Raw genomic sequence first — 17,000 nt, 5'->3', positions numbered from 1 at the left:
GCGCGACGTCCTCTTCAAAAGGGCGAGAAGCTGGGCTCGAAAATTCACGAGCAGCTTTCACAAATTGGCCGCGATCCGTACCTCGTACGCTACTTCTTTAGCCATCAATCTGTCCGCTATATTTCTGACGTGTGAGTAACTTCACGCCGGCGAAGGAATAGATCCAAGGAGGGATGATTTTCCGGCTGATGCGATGGACGCGGCGACTTGATCCAAGGCGTCAAAGACAGACGAGAGTCAGTCCGATCAGATCTGACGCCGCCCCTGCATCAGGGCCTGATGCTATGGGAGGAGTCGTGGATCCTTTTCGACTACCGCCGATTGCTCGATCTCCTCGAGCCAGTCGGCCCACGCCTGCATCATTTCGCGCCGCTCGGGGAGGTATTTCGCATGGTTGTACGCGGCACGGGTCTGATTTTTGTCTTTGTGCGACAGTTGCATCTCAATCACTTCATCACGCCAACCCATTTCGTGCAAATAGGTCGATGCTGTCGCGCGGAAGTCGTGACCAGTAATCGGTTCCGGGTGATCAGGCAGCAGGTATTTCATCGCCTTGTTAAACGTCGCGCGACTCATGTGACCGGTCTTTGAACCGCTGTAAAGCGTTGGCAGCGCGTGTCCCTTGTTCCCATACATTTCCTGCAGTTCGAGCAGGATCATCTTCGCCTGTCGCGAAAGAGGAACCACGTGCAATCTGCGGGACTTCATCTTATCTGGAGGGATCCGCCATTCGCCGGCGACCAGGTCAATCTCCTCCCATTTCGCACGGCAAAGTTCGATCGTGCGGGTGAAAGACATCATCAGCAGCTTGATCGCGAGCACCGTGCGCCGGCTTTGATAAAACGGCATGCTGCGGTAGATCGCTGCGACTTCTTCACGGCTCAGAGCACGTGAGTGCACTGTGGCAGGTTTGATCACGGCGCCGCGCAGAACAGACGCCGGGTCTGCATCGGCTCGCTGGGTGATAACCGCGTACTGGAAGACGGCCGAAATGTACTGGCGCAGCTTTATCGCCACAGCGGGTGATCCACGCTCTTCGACCCGCTCCATAAGCCTGAGTACCTGGCTGGCAGTCATTAACCGCATCGGCAGCGCACCGATAAACGGGTATGCGTCTGCTTCGATCATGCGGGATACCTCAAGGTGGTGGCGGGGCGTCCAGAGTTTCTTCTTCTTGTTGAGCCATTCTTCAGCAACGGCTTTAAAGGTTTCACGCGCCTCCTCGACGGTTTGGGCGATTTCTCTGCGGCGTGCTTGCGCCGGATGCGTACCTTTCCTGACCAGTGCGCGCGCGTTATCCCTCGCCAGCCGAGCCGCATGCAGGCTGACTTTCGGGTATTCACCGATCGCGAACACGTTCTCTTTCCCTGCGATCCGGTAGCGGTATCGCCACAGCTTCGAGCCGTTCGGCTTCACCTCAATATAAAGACCATTGGAGTCGGCAAGTTTGATAGGCTTGGACGCTGCTCTGGGATGCCTGATTCTGATGTCGGCGAGCGCCATGAATCGACGTGCAGACGTCGCGAATGATACCCTCTTGCACACCCGCTTCTTTCCGGGCAGAGGCGTTTTCCGGCGAACGGCTGCGAACGTGATAAAAGTCGGAAAGGCAGGCTGGGCAAGCATCCAAACCTACTTAACGGACTAGCGCGAACCGCTACGAACACTATGCTTCGACACATCGTCATGTGGAAACTGAAGGAAACCGCCGCAGGCGCCGACCGCGCCGAGAACGCAGAAAAACTGAAAGCCACGCTCGAAACCTGCCGCAGCATCGTATCGGGGCAGGGGCATTTCGAAGTCGGCATCGGCCACGCGTTGCCCGGCTCCACGTTCGACGTCGTCCTCGTCTCCGACTTCGACGACAGCGCCGCCCTCGAGGCCTACCAGAAGCACCCGAAGCACGTTGGCATCAAGGACTTCGTCGCCTCGGTGGTCGAAGGGCGCCAGTGCGTCGACTACGAAGTGTGACCACGACGATGCCCGAAGAAAACAAGGACCCCGTCATCGAAAGCCCGTTCGTCGATTCGCTCGGCGTGCAGCTTATCAAGGCCACCGACGGCGCAAGCGAGGTCCTCATGCCGCTCGCCGACGGTCACCTGAACACGTGGGGCATCGCGCATGGCGGCGTCACGATGACGCTCGCCGACGTCGCGCTCGCGATGGCCGCGCGCAGTCTCGCGGGCGATGGCATCGGCGTCGTCACGGTCGAGATGAAGGTCAACTTCATGCAGCCGGGGCGCGGCGAACTGCGCGCGTTCGGCCGCGTGCTGCACCGCTCGACCACGATGGCCTATTGCGAAGGCGAAATCCGCGACAGCGAAGGCCACTTCGTCGCGAAGGCGCTCGGCACGTTCAAATACATGAGGCGGCTCGCCGTCGGACGCGATATCGTGCGCCAGAAACTGCGCTCCGATCCTGCCGCGAAACCCGGCCCGAGCGACGCCTGAGCCCCGCCGACCGATCCCCCAAGGAGTCAAGCATGTCCGAGCAAAACCGACAAATCCTGCTGGTCTCGCGTCCACAAGGCGAGGCCACCGTGGACAACTTCAAGCTGGTCGAAACGCCACTGGCGCCGCTCGAAGCGGGACAAGTGCGCGTGCGCAACCACTATCTGTCGCTCGATCCGTACATGCGCGGCCGCATGAACGACACGAAATCCTACGCACCGCCGCAGCCGCTCAACGAAGTGATGATCGGCGGGACGGCGGGGGAAGTGGTCGAGTCGAACAATCCGAAGTTCAAGCCCGGCGACAGGGTGGTCGGCATGTTCGGCTGGCAGGAGTACGGCACCTCGGACGGCACACTGCTCAAGATCGTCGACGATACGCACGTGCCGCTCTCGGCCTACCTCGGCGCGGTCGGCATGCCGGGCGTGACCGGCTGGTATGGCCTGAACCGCATCATCGAGCCGAAGGCCGGCGAGACGGTCGTCGTGAGCGCGGCGAGCGGCGCGGTCGGCGGCGTCGTCGGGCAACTGGCGAAGGCGGCGGGCTGCCGCGCGGTCGGCATCGCGGGCGGCGAGGACAAGTGCCGCTATGTCGTCGAGTCGCTCGGCTTTGACGCGTGCGTCGATTACAAGGCGGGCAATCTGTACAAGGACCTGAAGGCGCAAACTCCGGACGGCGTCGACGGCTATTTCGAGAACGTCGGCGGCGAAGTGCTCGACGCCGTGCTGGCGCGGATGAACCCGTTCGGGCGCATTGCGTTGTGCGGCATGATCGCGGGCTACGACGGCGCGCCGCTGCCGCTCAAGCACCCGGCGCTGATGCTCACGCAGCGGCTGAAGGTGCAGGGCTTCATCGTCAGCGAGCACATGGACGTGTGGCCGCAGGCGCTCGCCGAACTCGGCGGACGGGTCGCGCAAAAGAAGCTGCATTTCCGCGAGAGCCTCGCGATCGGCCTGCAAAGTGCGCCGGAAGCGTTCCTCGGGCTGCTCAAGGGCCGCAATTTCGGCAAGCAGCTCGTGAAACTGATCTGAGCGCAGGTCCGAGCGCGAACCCAAGCGCAAATCCGAGCGCGATCGACACATTCAGGAGCAGACCAGCGTGGATCAGTTTGAAGGCAAGGTCGCCGTGATCACAGGCGGCGGCAGCGGCTTCGGCCGCGAGTTCGCGATCAAGGGCGCGTCGCTCGGCATGAAACTGGTGCTCGCGGACGTCGACGCCAACGCGCTCGCCGAGACCGTCGAGATGCTGCGCGCATCGGGCGCCGAGGCGATCGGCGTGCCGACCGATGTCTCCGACGCCGTTCAGGTCGACGCGCTCGCGCGCACCACGCTGGAAACCTTCGGCGCCGTGCATCTGCTTTTCAACAACGCGGGCGTCGGCGCGGGCGGCTTCGTCTGGGAGAACAGCGCGCGCGACTGGCAATGGGTGTTCGGCGTCAACGTGATGGGTGTCGTGAACGGATTGCGCGCCTTCACGCCGGTCATGCTCGCGCAGAACGAAGCGGCGCACATCGTCAATACGGCGTCGGTCGCGGGGCTGCTCGCGGCGCCCGCGATGGGCGTCTACAACGCGTCGAAACATGCGGTCGTCGGGCTGACGGAAACGCTCTATAACGACTTGAGGATCGCGGGCGGACAAGTCGGCTGCTCACTGCTGTGCCCGGCGTTCGTGCCGACCGGCATCGCCAACGCCGAGCGCGCGCGGCCCGAGAGCCTGCGCAACGACGCGCCGCTGACGGCGTCGCAGAAGCTCGCCGGCAAGCAGTTGACGAAAGCGGTGCAGGGCGGACGGATCTCGGCCGCCGAGGTGGCGGAGATCACCTTCGATGCGATCCGCGAGCGCCGCTTCTATGTGATCACGCATCCGAACATCATGGCGTCGGTGAAACTGCGCCTCGACGATATCGCGCTACTGCGTAATCCTAGCGATCCGATGGCGGGGGGGTGATCGCTGGCGCTTGGGTGTGGGGTTGGGGTGGGTTCGTGTTTACACCGTTTGATGCACTCAGGCTTCTAGGGAACTTGCTTTGTTTTTGGTTTATTAGCTCTGCCCCTGTCCGGGGCGGGACTCACTTTCTTTGCTGCTGCAAAGAAAGTAAGCAAAGAAAGCAGCTTCCCAACGCCAATCCTTGCCATGCCTCGCTAGACCGCTCGCTCGGAGTGGTCCAACCGGGGGAGTGTCCTTAGCGGGGTTTCACCGTTGTTGGCATGTAGAAAAGGCGCGCACCTCGCACCGCGACACGGAGTGGAACAGCAGTCATTCATCCGTCTTGGCACTGCGTGCCCGACGACAGGGTGCAAGTGGTGCTGAATTGAAGCATGCGCCAAGCACGAACGTAGGATGTAGATATAGCGATGGGTGTTGGATTTGCCTGACGGGCGAGCGCGAAGCGCGAGGCTGGATGAATGACTGCTGGTCCACTTCGTATAGCGGTGCGACGCCCGTACCTCTTCTACATGCCAACAACGGGGAAACCTCGCTAACGACACTCCCCCGGTTGGACCACTCCGACATAACGGGCTGGCGGCGACTGGCAAGCATTGGCGGTGGAAAGCTGCTTTCTTTGCTTACTTTCTTTGCAGCAGCAAAGAAAGTGAGTCCCGCCCCGGACAGGGGCAGAGCTAAAAAACCACTAAGAAAACAAGTTCCATAGAAGCCTGAGCGCATCAAACGGTGTAAACAACAACCCCCAACCCCACCCAACAACAAGCGCCAGCGCCCCCCCTTCACACTCCCTCCTTCATCTCCCGCAGATGCTTGTACACGGTCGCGCGTCCCATCCCGAGCACCTTCGCTACGTAGTTCGCCGAGCTCTTGCCCTTGAACGCGCCCTGCTCGTGCAGCGCCTCGACGAGTTCGCGCCGATGCTCGCGCGTGAGCGAATTGAGCGCGATCTGCCGCTCGCGCAGCCAGCCGTGCAGGAACGTATTGATGCGCTCCTGCCAGTCGTCCTTGAAAAGCTCCACCGGCTGCGCGACGACGCCCGCTCCGCGCAGGAACAGATCGAGCGTCGAGCGGATCTCCTCGAACGCCGCGATGTTGAAGTTGATGCACATCACGCCGGCTGCATTGCCCGCGTCGTCGAATAGCGCCGTGCTCACACAGCGCATGCGCCGGCCGTCCCAGTTCACTTTCTCGTAGGGGCCGACAAGCTTGTTGCGCGTAGTTTCCTCAACGTCCTCAAGCGCGGAGTCGTCGCCGATCTCGCGCTTCGAGAGATTGTTCGACAGATACGCGATGGTCTGGTCCGACAGATCGTGGATCACGACTTCCGCATACGGGAAGAAAAGCGTGGTGATGCTGTCGGCGACATGCGCATAGCGCTCGAGCAGCGCGGCGCGCGCGGGCGTGTTCTTTTTCGAGGGCTTGCGCTTCTGCATCGGCGTGGACATGGGAGGCGATGGTCGAACGTCGATGATACCGCTAGGCCGCCGCGCGCAAATGCATGTACAACGCGTGCGCGAGCGCGACATCTTCAAGGCCGAGGCCGATCGAACGGAAGAACGCGTGCCGCCCGTATGACGGCACCGCGCAGGTCCGGTTCACGAGTTCGGCGAGGTCACCGAGAATCGCTTCGGGCGACCAGCCGCGCTCGGCCGCGATCACCATCTCTCCCGCGCTTGGCGGCGTCGTATGGCGGTAATCGCAATAGACATCGAGCGTGGGCAGCGCCGACGGATCGATTTCGTGCGCCCGCGCGACGTTCGTGCTGATCGACGTGATCAACGCCGGCTTCGTCAGGTGATCGAGCGAGATGACGGGCGTGCCCGACGACGTGCACAGCATCACGACATCGGCATCGCGCAGGCACTCGGCGCTCGTTTGTGCAATGACGATGCGCGGGTCCATCGCCCGGATGTGCGCCTGGCGCACGGCATCGTTATCAAGGCCCGGCGAATGGATGCGGATGTCCCGCCACTTACGCAGCGGCGCGACGTGCCGCAGATGCGCGAGCGCGACCGCGCCCGAGCCGATGATCGCGAGCCGCGAACTATCCTGCTTCGCCAGGAGGTCGACGGCGAGCGCGGTCGTGCCCGCCGTGCGCTCGGTCGTCAACAGCGCGGCGTCGCACCACATCAGCGGCCGGCCTGTGCGCATCGACATCAGCGCCGTCCACGCGGTGATCACCGGCGCGCCGGCCGTCGCGATGTACGGCGAGAGCTTCGCGCCGAACACCTGCTCGCTCGCGAGCACGCCGAGATACGTGATGAAATCGCCCGCGTCGCGCGGAAAGAGCGTGAGCGTCTGCGGCGGCTGCACGGCCTCGCCGCGGCCGAGCGCGCCGAACATGCGCTCGAGCGCGCCGCGCACGTCGAGCGCGGGAAGTGCCGCGCGGACCTGCGCTTCATCGACGATGATCGGCACCGATATGTCAGCGCGGTCTTCAAGTGAGTGATCCATCCTTTCCTCCGTCGCCTTGCTGTAGACATTTTTGTCCATTCTAGACTTTTATTTTATTTTTGGTCTATATTTCGCTGACGGCAGCGACATTCGCAACGCGCCTGAACGGAATTCGGCACGCTCAACCCCACGACTACGGTGACGACGATGAACTGGAAAATGATTTGCTTCGCGGGCGCTGCAAGCCTTGCGTTCGCGCTTGGCTCGGCACAGGCAGAAACGCAGCAGACGCTGCGCTTCGGCGTCGAGGCGTCCTATCCGCCCTTCGAGAGCAAGTCGCCGTCGGGGCAACTGGAAGGCTTCGACATCGACATCGGCAATGCCGTCTGCCAGCGCATCAAGATGAAATGCGTGTGGGTGGAGAACAGTTTCGACGGCCTGATCGCCGCACTTCAGGCACGCAAGTTCGACGTGATCAACTCGGCGATGAACATCACCGACAAGCGCAAGCAGGCCATCGACTTCACTCCCCCCGTCTACGTGATGCCGATCCAGATGGTCGCCAGACGCGGCTCGAAACTGGAGCCGACGCCCGCGAGCCTCAAGGGCAAGTCGGTCGGCGTGCTGCAGGGTTCGACGCAGGAGGACTTCGTCCGCAAGCACTGGGCCAGTGAAGGCGTGCAGGTCGTCACGTACCAGAGCCAGGACCAGATTTTCGCGGACCTGTCGGCCGGGCGGCTCGACGGCGGCGTGCAGGAAGTGCAGACCGCGATCGACGGCTTTCTCGCCAAGCCGGAGGGCAAGGATTTCGATTTCGCGGGACCGGCGCTCTCCGATCCGAAGACACTCGGCGAAGGCACGGGATTCGGCTTGCGCAAGAACGACGCCGCGCTCAAGGCGAAGATCGTCGCGGCGCTCGACGCGCTGAAGAAGGACGGTACGCTCAGCCAGTTGTCGCAGAAGTACTTCAAGCGCGACATCATTGCAAAGTGATTCGAGCGAGTGCAATCGGGCATCATCGGGCACCGCATGTTTCGACCAGGGAGCGTATGGCTAAGGACGTGATCGTGCTCGGCGCGGGCATCGTGGGCGTGAGCGTCGCGCTGCATTTGCAGCAGCGCGGATGGAGCGTCGTGCTCGTCGACCGGCGCGCGCCCGGCGAGGAAACGAGCTTCGGCAACGCGGGGCTGATCGAGGCGTCGTCGGTCGTGCCGTATTCGTTTCCGCGCGACTGGCCCACCGTGCTGCGCTTCGCGCGCAACGGATCGACGGCGCTGCGCTACGACATCCGCTCGCTGCCGTCGTATGCGCGCTGGCTCGCGCGTTTCTGGTGGGAGTCTGCGCCCGACCGCCTTCAGGCCGCCTCGCGCGACATGCTGCCGCTGATCGGGCGATGCGTCGCGGAGCACGATGCGTTCATCGACCGGGCCGGTTTGCGCGATCTCGTGCGTCCGACTGGCTGGCTCGAAGCGTACCGGGAGGCGGCGTCATTCGAGCGCGAGGCGCTCGATGCCAAGCGGATCGCGGCGACGCACGGCCTGCACGTCGCCATTCTCGATGACGCAGCATTGCGGAGTACCGAGGCGTCGCTTGCGGGCGGGTATGCCGGTGCGATCCACTGGACCGACCCTCGAAGCGTGTCCGACCCGGGCGCGCTGACGAAGGGTTACGCGCGGCTTTTCGAGCGCGAGGGCGGCACGATTGCGCGTGGCGATGCAGCGACGCTCGAAGCACTCGCCAATGGCTGGCGCGTGCGCACGGACGCTGGCGTGATCGAAGCCGGGGCGGCGGTGGTCGCCCTCGGCGCGTGGTCGGATGTGGTGCTGCGGCCGCTTGGTTATCGCGTGCCGCTGATGGCGAAGCGCGGTTATCACATGCATTACGAGAGCGCGGCACAGGCGCCGCTGTTGCGTCCTGTCGTCGATATCGAAGGCGGCTATGTGGTCGCGCCGATGCGGCGGGGCTTGCGGCTTACGACCGGCGTCGAACTGGCTTCGCGCGAGCGGCCGGCGAACCCGGTGCAACTGGATCTGGCGGAACGCGCGGCGCGGCCGGTGTTCGGGCTGGGTCGACGGCTCGACGAGAAGCCCTGGGTCGGGCTGCGCCCGTGTACGCCGGACATGCGCCCGGTGATCGGTGCGGGGCATCGGCATGCGGGGCTGTGGTTCGCCTTTGGCCATGCGCATCACGGGCTTACGCTCGGGCCGGTGACGGGGCGGCTTCTGGCCGAGATGATGTCGGGGGAGACGCCCTTCACCGATGTTGCGCCGTATCGGGCGGCGCGGTTTTAGCGCTGGCCGCTGACGCCTGAAGGTGGGGCGTGGGGGTCAGCGACAATCAGATAACCCCGGCCAACCGCCGCCTCTCACTGCGCTGCATGAAGTAATTGGCGGCCACCACGCCCGCCGTCACGAACGCGATGAACAACGTCGCGAGCGCATTCATCTCGGGATTCAGCCCGAGCCGCACGCGCGAAAACACCACCAACGGCAATGTCGTCGACCCCGGCCCCGAAAGAAACGCCGACAACACCAGGTCATCGATCGAAAGCGTGAACGACAACAGCCACCCGGCCACCAACGCCTGCGAAATCAGCGGCAGCGTGATCGAAAAAAACACCCGCAACGGCGTGGCGCCCAAATCGAGCGCCGCCTCTTCGAGCGAAGGATTCAATTCCCGCACGCGCGATTCCACGATAATCGCGACATACGAGATACACAGCATGACGTGCCCGATCCAGATCGTGAAAATGCCACGTCCGGCGGGCCAGCCCAGCACCTTCGCCATTTCCACAAACAACAACAGCAGCGAAATCCCCTGAATCACTTCCGGAATCACGAGCGGCGCATTGATCATGCCGGTATAAAGCGTAAATCCGCGAAACCGCCCCATCCGGGCGAGCACGAACCCGGCCCAGGTCCCGATCACCACCGAGGCGCAAGCCGTCAACAGCGCGACGCGCAAGGAAAGCCACGCAGCGTTGATCAATTCTTCGTCGTGCAGCAGCGCCTTATACCAGCGCAGCGAAAATTCCGTCCAGACCGTCACCAATTGCGACTCGTTGAACGAATAAACAATCAAACTGATGATCGGAATATAAAGAAACAAGAAACCGATTCCGAGCGAAGTCATCTGGAGCGAGCGACTCGGCTTGATCATCGCCTCTCCTCCAGTTGCTTCGCCTGATAATGCTGGAAGAGCGCCATCGGCACGAGCAGCAGCAGCACCATCGCGCAGGTGACGGCGGAGGCCATCGGCCAGTCGGCGTTATCGAAGAACTCGTTCCACATGACGCGGCCGATCATCAGCGTATCCGCGCCGCCAAGCAGTTCAGGAATCACGTATTCCCCGACCGCCGGAATGAATACGAGCAAACAACCCGCGATAATCCCATTTTTCGAGAGCGGCAACGTGATCTGCACAAACGCTTTCCACGGTTTCGCGCCGAGATCGTAAGCCGCTTCGAGCAAGGTCAAATCCATTTTCACGAGATGCGCGTAAAGCGGCATCACGAGAAACGGCAGATACGAATACACCATGCCGATATAAACCGCGATATTCGTGTGATAAAGCTCGATCGGCGAATGAATCAGCCCGATCGACATCAGGAAATTGTTGAGCAAGCCGTTGTTCTTCAGAATGCCGATCCACGCATAAACCCGGATCAGAAACGATGTCCAGAACGGCAGCATGACCGCCATCATCAGGATATTGCGCGTCTCCGGATTCGAGCGCGCGATGTAATACGCCATCGGATAACCGATCAGCAAACACAGCAGGGTCGATACCGCCGCCACCAGCAGCGAATTCATATAGGTGGCGAAATACAGGCTGTCGGTGAAAAGGAACGCGTAATGCGAGAAATCGAGCGCGATACTGAGCACGCCCTCTTTCATCGCGACGAGTTCGGTATAAGGCGGAATGCCGAGGCGCGAATCGGCGAAGCTGATCTTCACGACCAGCAGGAACGGCACGAAGAAAAACAGCAGCAGCCAGACGTACGGACCGCCGATCACAGCCGTTCGCCCCGTCAATCCCATGCGCCGCCACGGCGCGGTCACCAGTGCGAGCGCGCGCTTCATGCCGTCAGCACGACGCCGGCCGACGCGCTCCAGCGCACGTAGACCTCGTCGTCCCAAGTGGGCGAATCGATTTCGCCGAGCGCGAGACTCGACACGTTCGCGACCACGATCTTGCCGCTGTCGAGCTTCACGTGATAGAGCGTGTAGCCGCCCATGTACGCGATGTTCGACACCAGGCCGCGGCCCCAGTTGTAGGCGCCGTCGGGCGGCTTGCGCATCAGCGCGATGCGCTCGGGCCGCACGGAGATCGTCACCGGCATGCCCAGCGGCCCGGTAATGCCGTGATTCACGTAAAGCCGCACCGGCAGTTCCGCCGACTCGACGAACACATGGTCCGGCTCGTCCTCGACCACCGTGCCGTCGAACAGATTGGTCGAGCCGATGAACTCCGCCGAAAAGCGGCTGTTCGGATATTCGTAGACTTCGTGCGGCGTGCCGAGCTGGACGATCTGCCCTTCGCTCATGACGGCGAGCCGGTCGGCCATGGTCATCGCTTCCTCCTGGTCGTGCGTGACCATGATGCAGGTCACGCCGACCTGATCGAGGATATTCACGAGTTCGATCTGCGTGCGCTGGCGGATCTGCTTGTCGAGCGCGGACATCGGTTCGTCGAGCAGCAGCAGTTTCGGCCGCTTGACGAGGCTGCGCGCGAGCGCCACGCGCTGCTGCTGGCCGCCCGAAAGCTGATGCGGCTTGCGCTTCTCAAAACGCGCCATCTGCACGAGTTCGAGCACACCGTGCACGCGGCTCTTCAGTTCGTCGCCGCGCACGCCTTCCTGCTTCAGCCCGAAGCCGACGTTCGCTTCCACCGTCATGTGCGGAAAGAGCGCATACGACTGAAACATCATGTTGGTGGGCCGGTTATACGGCGGCATCTTCGCGAGGTCTTCGCCTTCGATCAGGATCTGGCCGGACGTCACCGATTCGAGCCCCGCGAGCATACGCAGCAGGGTCGACTTGCCGCAGCCGGAACTGCCGAGCAACGCAAACAACTCGCCCTTCTTGACCGACAGGCTCACGCCCTTCACCGCCGTCGTCTCGCCGAATTTCTTCACGACATCGACGATCTGCACAAAGTTGTCCGTATCGGCCGACGCCGCGGAATTGCCCGGCTGCGGCCTGCCGGAGTTAGGCGCTGCGTGCACTGCGCTCGACTGCTCACTCATGATTGCCTGCTCGACTCCTGCGGTATTCGCTTTGTGCTGCGCGTGGTGCGCGTGGTGCGTGTGGCGCCGGGAATGCGTGGCATCCACGCGGCATCCACGCGGCATGCATCGTCCCGGCGACGAACAAAGCCCCCGGCGGTCCAGGGGCTTCGTGTCATGACGGCTACAAACGGCTCAAGTCTAACGGCCGGACTTGAATTCGGTCCAGAGCCGCGTCTGCAGGCGTTGAATCTCCGGCGGCAGCGGTTTCAGCAGGAACAGCGTCTTGATCACGTCCTGCGACGGATACACCGCCGGATCGTCCGCCACGTCCTTGTCGACGTACTTCTTCGCCTCGGCATTCGCGCTCGGGTAATACACCGCATTCGTGATCGCGGCGTGGACCTGCGGCGTCTCGATGTAGTTGATCCATTCGAGCGCGGCTTCCTTGTTCTTCGCGTCCTTCGGGATCGCCATCACGTCGAACCAGACCGGCGCGCCGCCCTTCGGAATGTAGTACTCGATCTTGAACGGCTTCTTCGCATCGACCGCGCGATGCTTCGCAATTACCACGTCGCCCGACCAGCCGTAGGCAAAGCACACGTCGCCGCCGACCATGTCGTTGATATAGCCCGACGAGTTGAACTGCGTGATGTACGGGCGGATCTTCTTCATCATCGCGAGCGCGGCGCGATAGTCGGCCGGGTTCGTGCTCATCGGGTCCTTGCCGATGTAATGGAGCGCGGCGGCGAACATCTGGTCCGGCGCGTCGAGCACCGAGACGCCACATGCCTTCAGCTTCGAAATGTTCTCGGGCTTGAAGAGGATGTCCCAGTTGTCGAGCGCCGCGCCCTTGCCGAGAATCTGCTGCGCCTTCGTCACGTTGTAGCCGAGGCCGGTCGTGCCGTAGGCCCAGGGCACCGTGTACTTGTTGCCCGGGTCGGCACCGGCGACGAGTGCCATCAGCGAAGGATCGAGATACTTCAGGTTCGGCAGCTTCGACTTGTCGAGCGGCGCGAAGATGTCCGCGGCGATCTGCTTGCCCGCGTAGTTGCTGGTCGGCACGACGATGTCGTAACCCGAATTGCCGGTGAGGAGCTTCGCTTGCAGGGTGTCGTCGCTGTCGTAGTTGTCGTACTTGACCTTGACGCCGGTCTCTTTGGTGAAGTTCGGGATCGTGTCCTTGGCGATGTAATCCGACCAGTTGTAGACGTTGAGCTGCGTATCCTTCGCCGATGCCGTCACCGGCACGAGCGCCGCCACGCAAGCGACCAGACCGGCCAGGGCAGCTACCTTTTCTTTCATCTCGATTCTCCGTCGTTCGACTTTCGACAGCTTCATGCCGCGCGGACCGCCTGCTCTTTTGCCGGCTCGTCCGCGGCTCCCTTTAAAAGTCCGAAAACTACCATTAAACCCGGGCGGGACAAAAAACAATCGCCGCTTGTCGCGCGAAATTCACACGCCGCGCGCGCCGGCGATACAGGCTCGCGACGCCGCCAGCATTCGCGCACGCGAAACGCGCCGATCCCGCCCCATGAAACGCGCGCAATTCTAGCCGTTAATTCGCGGGTGCGACACGGGCAAAAACCACACTCGCATCAATGAATCCAATCGGGGTACGGGCTGCGTAGTTCAATATGCGCTTTCGGAAGTCGTGGCCGGCCAACCGGTCGCGATGGAATCGAATAGCCCTAGCGGAACAGTCATTGCTTAGCCATTTCGAATACGCGCCGGACGCCGGCGCGTATCTCACGGGCGGTGCTCTCGGCGATTCGCGGCGCATGCGGCATTGAGCGGCCGGCTTTCCGGGCCGGCTGCCGCCCCTCCTTTCACGATGCGCCGCACTCCGTTTCAGCTATTCGAGGCCAGGATCACGATGAACACCACGCCGTCCGCACTCACGCCGTGCCCCGCCGAGCGCCAGCCGTCCGAACGCGACCCGCGCGACGACCGCCGCCCGCTGCTGCCGGAAGGCGCGCCGCGCGGACGCTGGTTCTCGTTCGTCGGCGCGGGCGCGCTCGTCGCAGTCGGCTACATGGACCCCGGCAACTGGGCGACGGCGCTCGGCAGCGGCGCGAAATACGGCTATCAGCTGCTCAGTGTCGTGCTGGTCGCGAGCCTGATGGGCATGCTGTTGCAATGGGTGGCGTCGCGCGTGGGCGTCGTGACGGGGCGCGATCTCGCGCGCCTGTGCCGCGAGCGCTTCAGCCGCCGTACGACCGTGTTTCTCTGGATCACCTGCGAGATTGCGATCATCGCGTGCGACGTCGCGGAGGTGGTCGGCAGTGCGGTCGCGCTGCAATTGCTGCTCGGCGTATCGCTGACGGCCGGCGTGCTGATGTCGGCGATCGGCACCTTCGCGATGCTCGCGCTGCAAAGCCGCGGCAAGCGTCCGCTGCAGATGTTCATCACCGCGCTGATCTTTTTCATCGGCTTTTGCTTCGTGGTCGAACTCGCGCTGGCCCGGCCGGTGTGGCACGAAGCGCTCGCCGGACTTGCGCCGCCGAAGGAACTGCTGCGCGACGCCGGCATGATCTGGCTCGCGGCGGGCATCCTCGGCGCGACGGTGATGCCGCACAACCTGTATCTGCACTCGGCGCTGGTCAAGGACCACGCCCCGCACGGCGACGACCGTTCCATCGCCGAAGCGCTCTACGGCGTCAACATCGATACCTTCGCGTCGCTCGCGCTCGCGTTCACCGTCAATGCGTCGCTGCTGATCGTCGCGGCAGCGGTGTTTCACGCGAGCGGCCACGTCGATGTCGAGGATCTCGCGGACGCGCACCGGCTGATCGCGCCGCTCGTCGGCAACCAGTGGGCCAGCATCTTCTTCGCCGCCGCGCTGCTCGCGTGCGGGCTGAACGCGACCGTGACCGGCACGCTCGCCGGACAGGCGGTGATGGAAGGCTTCCTGCGCTTGTCGATCGCGCGCTGGGCGCGGGCGCTCCTGACGCGCGGGCTGGCGATCGGGCCGGCGCTGCTCGCGGTCGGCTCGTTCGGCGAACACGGGTCGAATCAGTTGCTCGTGGCAAGCCAGGTGGTGCTGAGCATGCAATTGCCGCTCGCGGTAATCCCGCTCGTGCGTTTCGCATCGGACGCCGGACTGATGGGCCGCTGGCGCGTCGCGCGGATTCCGCTCGCGCTGGCGTGGGCGTGCGCGGGGATCATCGTCCTGCTCAACTTCGCGCTGTTGTGGCAGTGGGTGGGCGGCGCCTGACGACGGCCACCTCCGAGCGTCGCCTCTCGACCTTCGAGCCGATGTATTTCGGCGACGGTCAGAACGGCTAGAACCGCGCGAAATTCAAGTTCCGCTTCAAGAACCGCTTGATGCTGCCGGACGACCCGCACGACGGCAAGGACATCCTCGATTACAACCAGCGTACTCACCGGATCGCGCGGATCGGCTACAGTATCGCCCGCTGAGGTTTATCTCGTCCGCCCGCCAGTGTTGGCGGGCGGACGCAAACGGGTTTTTTATGTCATCGAATCTTCACGGCTTGCCGGACAGCCCCTGTATCGGCGTCTGTTCGACCCTCTTCGACGAAATCTGCAAGGGCTGCGGCCGCACGGCGGGCGAAGTCTCGAACTGGGTTTTTCTCTCGGAAGAGGAAAAGCGGGTGGTCTGGGAACGCATCACCCGCGAGGGAACCGCGATACGGTTCCGCAACGATCGGCTGTAACCAGGGTTGTAAGCTCAGGCCGTCACCGGCTGGCGGTTGGTAAGCAAAAGGTCCAGCAATTCACGCACGCTGCGGATCGCCGATCCGAACGGCAGCGCCTCGCGGCCGCGAAAGAACAGGCCGTTCGAGAAATCGCCGCGCAACGCGGCGGAGAGCCGCGTGTCGATACAGAAGTGGCCGAACTTTTCGATGCCGTCGCGCAGCCCGCACACCGCAAGGCAGTCGAGCCCGGTCGGACAGGTTTGCTTGCGCGCGCCGATCTTCGTGCGGATGCGTTCCTCGTTGCGCAGATAACGCATGAGCCACGGCGTCTTGACGGCGCGCGCCGGCAGTCCCGTCACGCTGACGAAATCGACGATGTCTTCGGGTTCCGCTTCGGCCAGGATGCGCTTGAAGTTCGGATGCGCATCGCCTTCCTCCGTCACCGCGAAAGGCGTGCCAAGCTGCACGCCCGCCGCGCCCGCCGCCAGGCACGCGCGCACCGTAGCGTGGCTGTTGATGCCCCCCGCGACGATCAGCGGAATGCGCGTGCGCTCGATGCCGAGGGTGTCGAAGGTCTGCATCGTTTCCTCGATCACGCGGGCAAAATCGAAGCGCGCGTCCTGCATGTCACCGAGGTTCGCGACGCCGAGATGGCCGCCGGCATGCGCCGGATGCTCGATCACGATGGCGTCGGGCAGGCGGTTCTTCTTGATCCATTTCTTCAGCACGAGCGCGATGCCGCGACTATCGGACAGGATCGGAATCAGCGCGATGTCGACGCCTTGCGTCAGGTCCGGCAAATCGAGCGGCAGGCCCGCGCCCATGACGATCGCGTCCGCGCCGGCCTCGCACGCGGTTTTCACGGAGTCGGCATACGAACTGACCGCGCGCATCACGTTCACGGCGATCATGCCGCGGCCTTCGCTCAATTGCTTCGCGGCCTTGATCTCGCGTGCGAGCGCTTCCTGGTTGGCAGCTTCGAGCGTCGCGCGATCCGGGTTCGCCTTGCAGCGTTCGAGCAAGTCGGCGTGATGATGACGCAGGTCGATACTCGCGATCGTGCCGAGTGCGCCCTCGCGCGCGACTGCACCCGCCAGGCGATGCGCCGAAACGCCGACGCCCATTCCACCCTGCACGATGGGTAACAGCGTGCGGCCGCGGAGGGTCAGCATGGGGAGCGTGGTCATGACGAGATGTCCTTCGATGGATTCAGATCGGGAAAGTGTGATCGAAGGATGCAGGGCGACGCTTGCGGAATATCAAGGCAGGTAGCGGCAAGCCGTCGCGTGCGACCTTGTTACGCGGAGTGCCCGGAGCGTT

16 protein-coding genes and 1 pseudogene are annotated in these 17,000 nt (G+C 63.2%); 9 read left to right on the top strand and 8 right to left on the bottom strand.

Going from position 1 to position 17,000, the window contains the following annotated elements:
* A pseudogene (locus AWB68_RS48885) lies at window positions 1-135 on the top strand (IS630 family transposase); the annotation flags it as partial.
* A 147-nt stretch (window positions 136-282) separates the two neighbouring features.
* On the opposite strand, the gene AWB68_RS18745 reads toward AWB68_RS48885, so the two are convergent.
* On the bottom strand, window positions 283-1,503 hold the full coding sequence (locus tag AWB68_RS18745) for a tyrosine-type recombinase/integrase (RefSeq protein WP_087645839.1): 1,221 nt from the start codon (window positions 1,501-1,503) through the stop codon (window positions 283-285).
* A 165-nt stretch (window positions 1,504-1,668) separates the two neighbouring features.
* Here AWB68_RS18745 and AWB68_RS18740 point away from each other — a divergent pair, with 165 nt between their 5' ends.
* From AWB68_RS18740 to AWB68_RS18725, 4 genes are all read left to right on the top strand, one after another.
* Window positions 1,669-1,971, top strand: a complete 303-nt coding sequence (locus tag AWB68_RS18740; RefSeq protein ID WP_087645838.1) for a Dabb family protein — start codon at window positions 1,669-1,671, stop codon at window positions 1,969-1,971.
* 8 nt (window positions 1,972-1,979) lie between these two features.
* Entirely contained in the window at window positions 1,980-2,450 is a 471-nt protein-coding gene (locus AWB68_RS18735; RefSeq protein ID WP_087645847.1) for a PaaI family thioesterase, read from the top strand.
* A gap of 32 nt (window positions 2,451-2,482) precedes the next feature.
* On the top strand, window positions 2,483-3,481 hold the full coding sequence (locus AWB68_RS18730; RefSeq protein WP_087645837.1) for an NADP-dependent oxidoreductase: 999 nt from the start codon (window positions 2,483-2,485) through the stop codon (window positions 3,479-3,481).
* Between the two features lie 67 nt (window positions 3,482-3,548).
* A complete protein-coding gene (locus tag AWB68_RS18725) occupies window positions 3,549-4,397 on the top strand; it encodes an SDR family oxidoreductase (protein ID WP_087645836.1) in 849 nt (282 codons plus the stop codon).
* Window positions 4,398-5,176: 779 nt separating this feature from the next.
* Here the strand turns inward: AWB68_RS18725 and AWB68_RS18720 are convergent.
* Both AWB68_RS18720 and AWB68_RS18715 read right to left on the bottom strand, forming a co-directional pair.
* Window positions 5,177-5,923: a helix-turn-helix transcriptional regulator gene (locus tag AWB68_RS18720; protein ID WP_200828732.1), complete on the bottom strand. Its 747-nt coding sequence runs from the start codon at window positions 5,921-5,923 to the stop codon at window positions 5,177-5,179.
* Complete coding sequence (locus AWB68_RS18715) at window positions 5,874-6,851, bottom strand: ornithine cyclodeaminase family protein (protein ID WP_087645835.1); 978 nt, start codon at window positions 6,849-6,851, stop codon at window positions 5,874-5,876. The genes AWB68_RS18720 and AWB68_RS18715 overlap by 50 nt, the downstream gene beginning before the upstream one ends.
* A 147-nt stretch (window positions 6,852-6,998) precedes the next feature.
* Between AWB68_RS18715 and AWB68_RS18710 the strand changes: the two genes are divergently transcribed.
* On the top strand, window positions 6,999-7,784 hold the full coding sequence (locus AWB68_RS18710) for an ABC transporter substrate-binding protein (RefSeq protein ID WP_087645845.1): 786 nt from the start codon (window positions 6,999-7,001) through the stop codon (window positions 7,782-7,784).
* Window positions 7,785-7,840: 56 nt separating this feature from the next.
* Window positions 7,841-9,082 (top strand): NAD(P)/FAD-dependent oxidoreductase, encoded by a 1,242-nt coding sequence (locus tag AWB68_RS18705; RefSeq protein ID WP_087645834.1) that lies wholly within the window; start codon window positions 7,841-7,843, stop codon window positions 9,080-9,082.
* Window positions 9,083-9,128: 46 nt separating this feature from the next.
* Here the strand turns inward: AWB68_RS18705 and AWB68_RS18700 are convergent, their stop codons facing one another.
* The 4 genes from AWB68_RS18700 to AWB68_RS18685 all read right to left on the bottom strand — a co-directional run bounded on the left by AWB68_RS18700 (window position 9,129) and on the right by AWB68_RS18685 (window position 13,323).
* Window positions 9,129-9,947 carry an ABC transporter permease subunit gene (locus tag AWB68_RS18700; RefSeq protein ID WP_087645844.1) on the bottom strand — a complete coding sequence of 273 codons (819 nt, stop codon included), beginning with the start codon at window positions 9,945-9,947 and terminating at the stop codon, window positions 9,129-9,131.
* Window positions 9,947-10,873 (bottom strand): ABC transporter permease subunit, encoded by a 927-nt coding sequence (locus AWB68_RS18695; RefSeq protein WP_087645833.1) that lies wholly within the window; start codon window positions 10,871-10,873, stop codon window positions 9,947-9,949. Before AWB68_RS18695 ends, AWB68_RS18700 begins: the two co-directional genes overlap by 1 nt.
* A complete protein-coding gene (locus AWB68_RS18690; protein ID WP_087645843.1) occupies window positions 10,870-12,039 on the bottom strand; it encodes an ABC transporter ATP-binding protein in 1,170 nt (389 codons plus the stop codon). The genes AWB68_RS18695 and AWB68_RS18690 overlap by 4 nt, the downstream gene beginning before the upstream one ends.
* A gap of 180 nt (window positions 12,040-12,219) precedes the next feature.
* On the bottom strand, window positions 12,220-13,323 hold the full coding sequence (locus tag AWB68_RS18685) for a polyamine ABC transporter substrate-binding protein (protein ID WP_087645842.1): 1,104 nt from the start codon (window positions 13,321-13,323) through the stop codon (window positions 12,220-12,222).
* A 571-nt stretch (window positions 13,324-13,894) separates the two neighbouring features.
* On the opposite strand from AWB68_RS18685, the gene AWB68_RS18680 reads away from it, so the two are divergent.
* Together AWB68_RS18680 and AWB68_RS18670 are read left to right on the top strand one after the other, a co-directional pair.
* A complete protein-coding gene (locus AWB68_RS18680) occupies window positions 13,895-15,235 on the top strand; it encodes an Nramp family divalent metal transporter (protein WP_087645832.1) in 1,341 nt (446 codons plus the stop codon).
* A gap of 259 nt (window positions 15,236-15,494) precedes the next feature.
* Window positions 15,495-15,698, top strand: a complete 204-nt coding sequence (locus AWB68_RS18670; protein ID WP_087645831.1) for a DUF1289 domain-containing protein — start codon at window positions 15,495-15,497, stop codon at window positions 15,696-15,698.
* A 14-nt stretch (window positions 15,699-15,712) separates the two neighbouring features.
* On the opposite strand, the gene AWB68_RS18665 is transcribed toward AWB68_RS18670, so the two are convergent.
* Window positions 15,713-16,867, bottom strand: coding sequence for an NAD(P)H-dependent flavin oxidoreductase (locus AWB68_RS18665; protein ID WP_087645830.1), 1,155 nt, complete (start codon window positions 16,865-16,867; stop codon window positions 15,713-15,715).
* Between the last annotated feature and the right edge of the window lie 133 nt (window positions 16,868-17,000).

This window comes from Caballeronia choica, assembly GCF_001544535.1.
Lineage (GTDB): Bacteria > Pseudomonadota > Gammaproteobacteria > Burkholderiales > Burkholderiaceae > Caballeronia > Caballeronia choica.
Note: the sequence above shows the minus strand (reverse complement) of the source record. Positions and strands in the feature narration are given on the sequence as shown.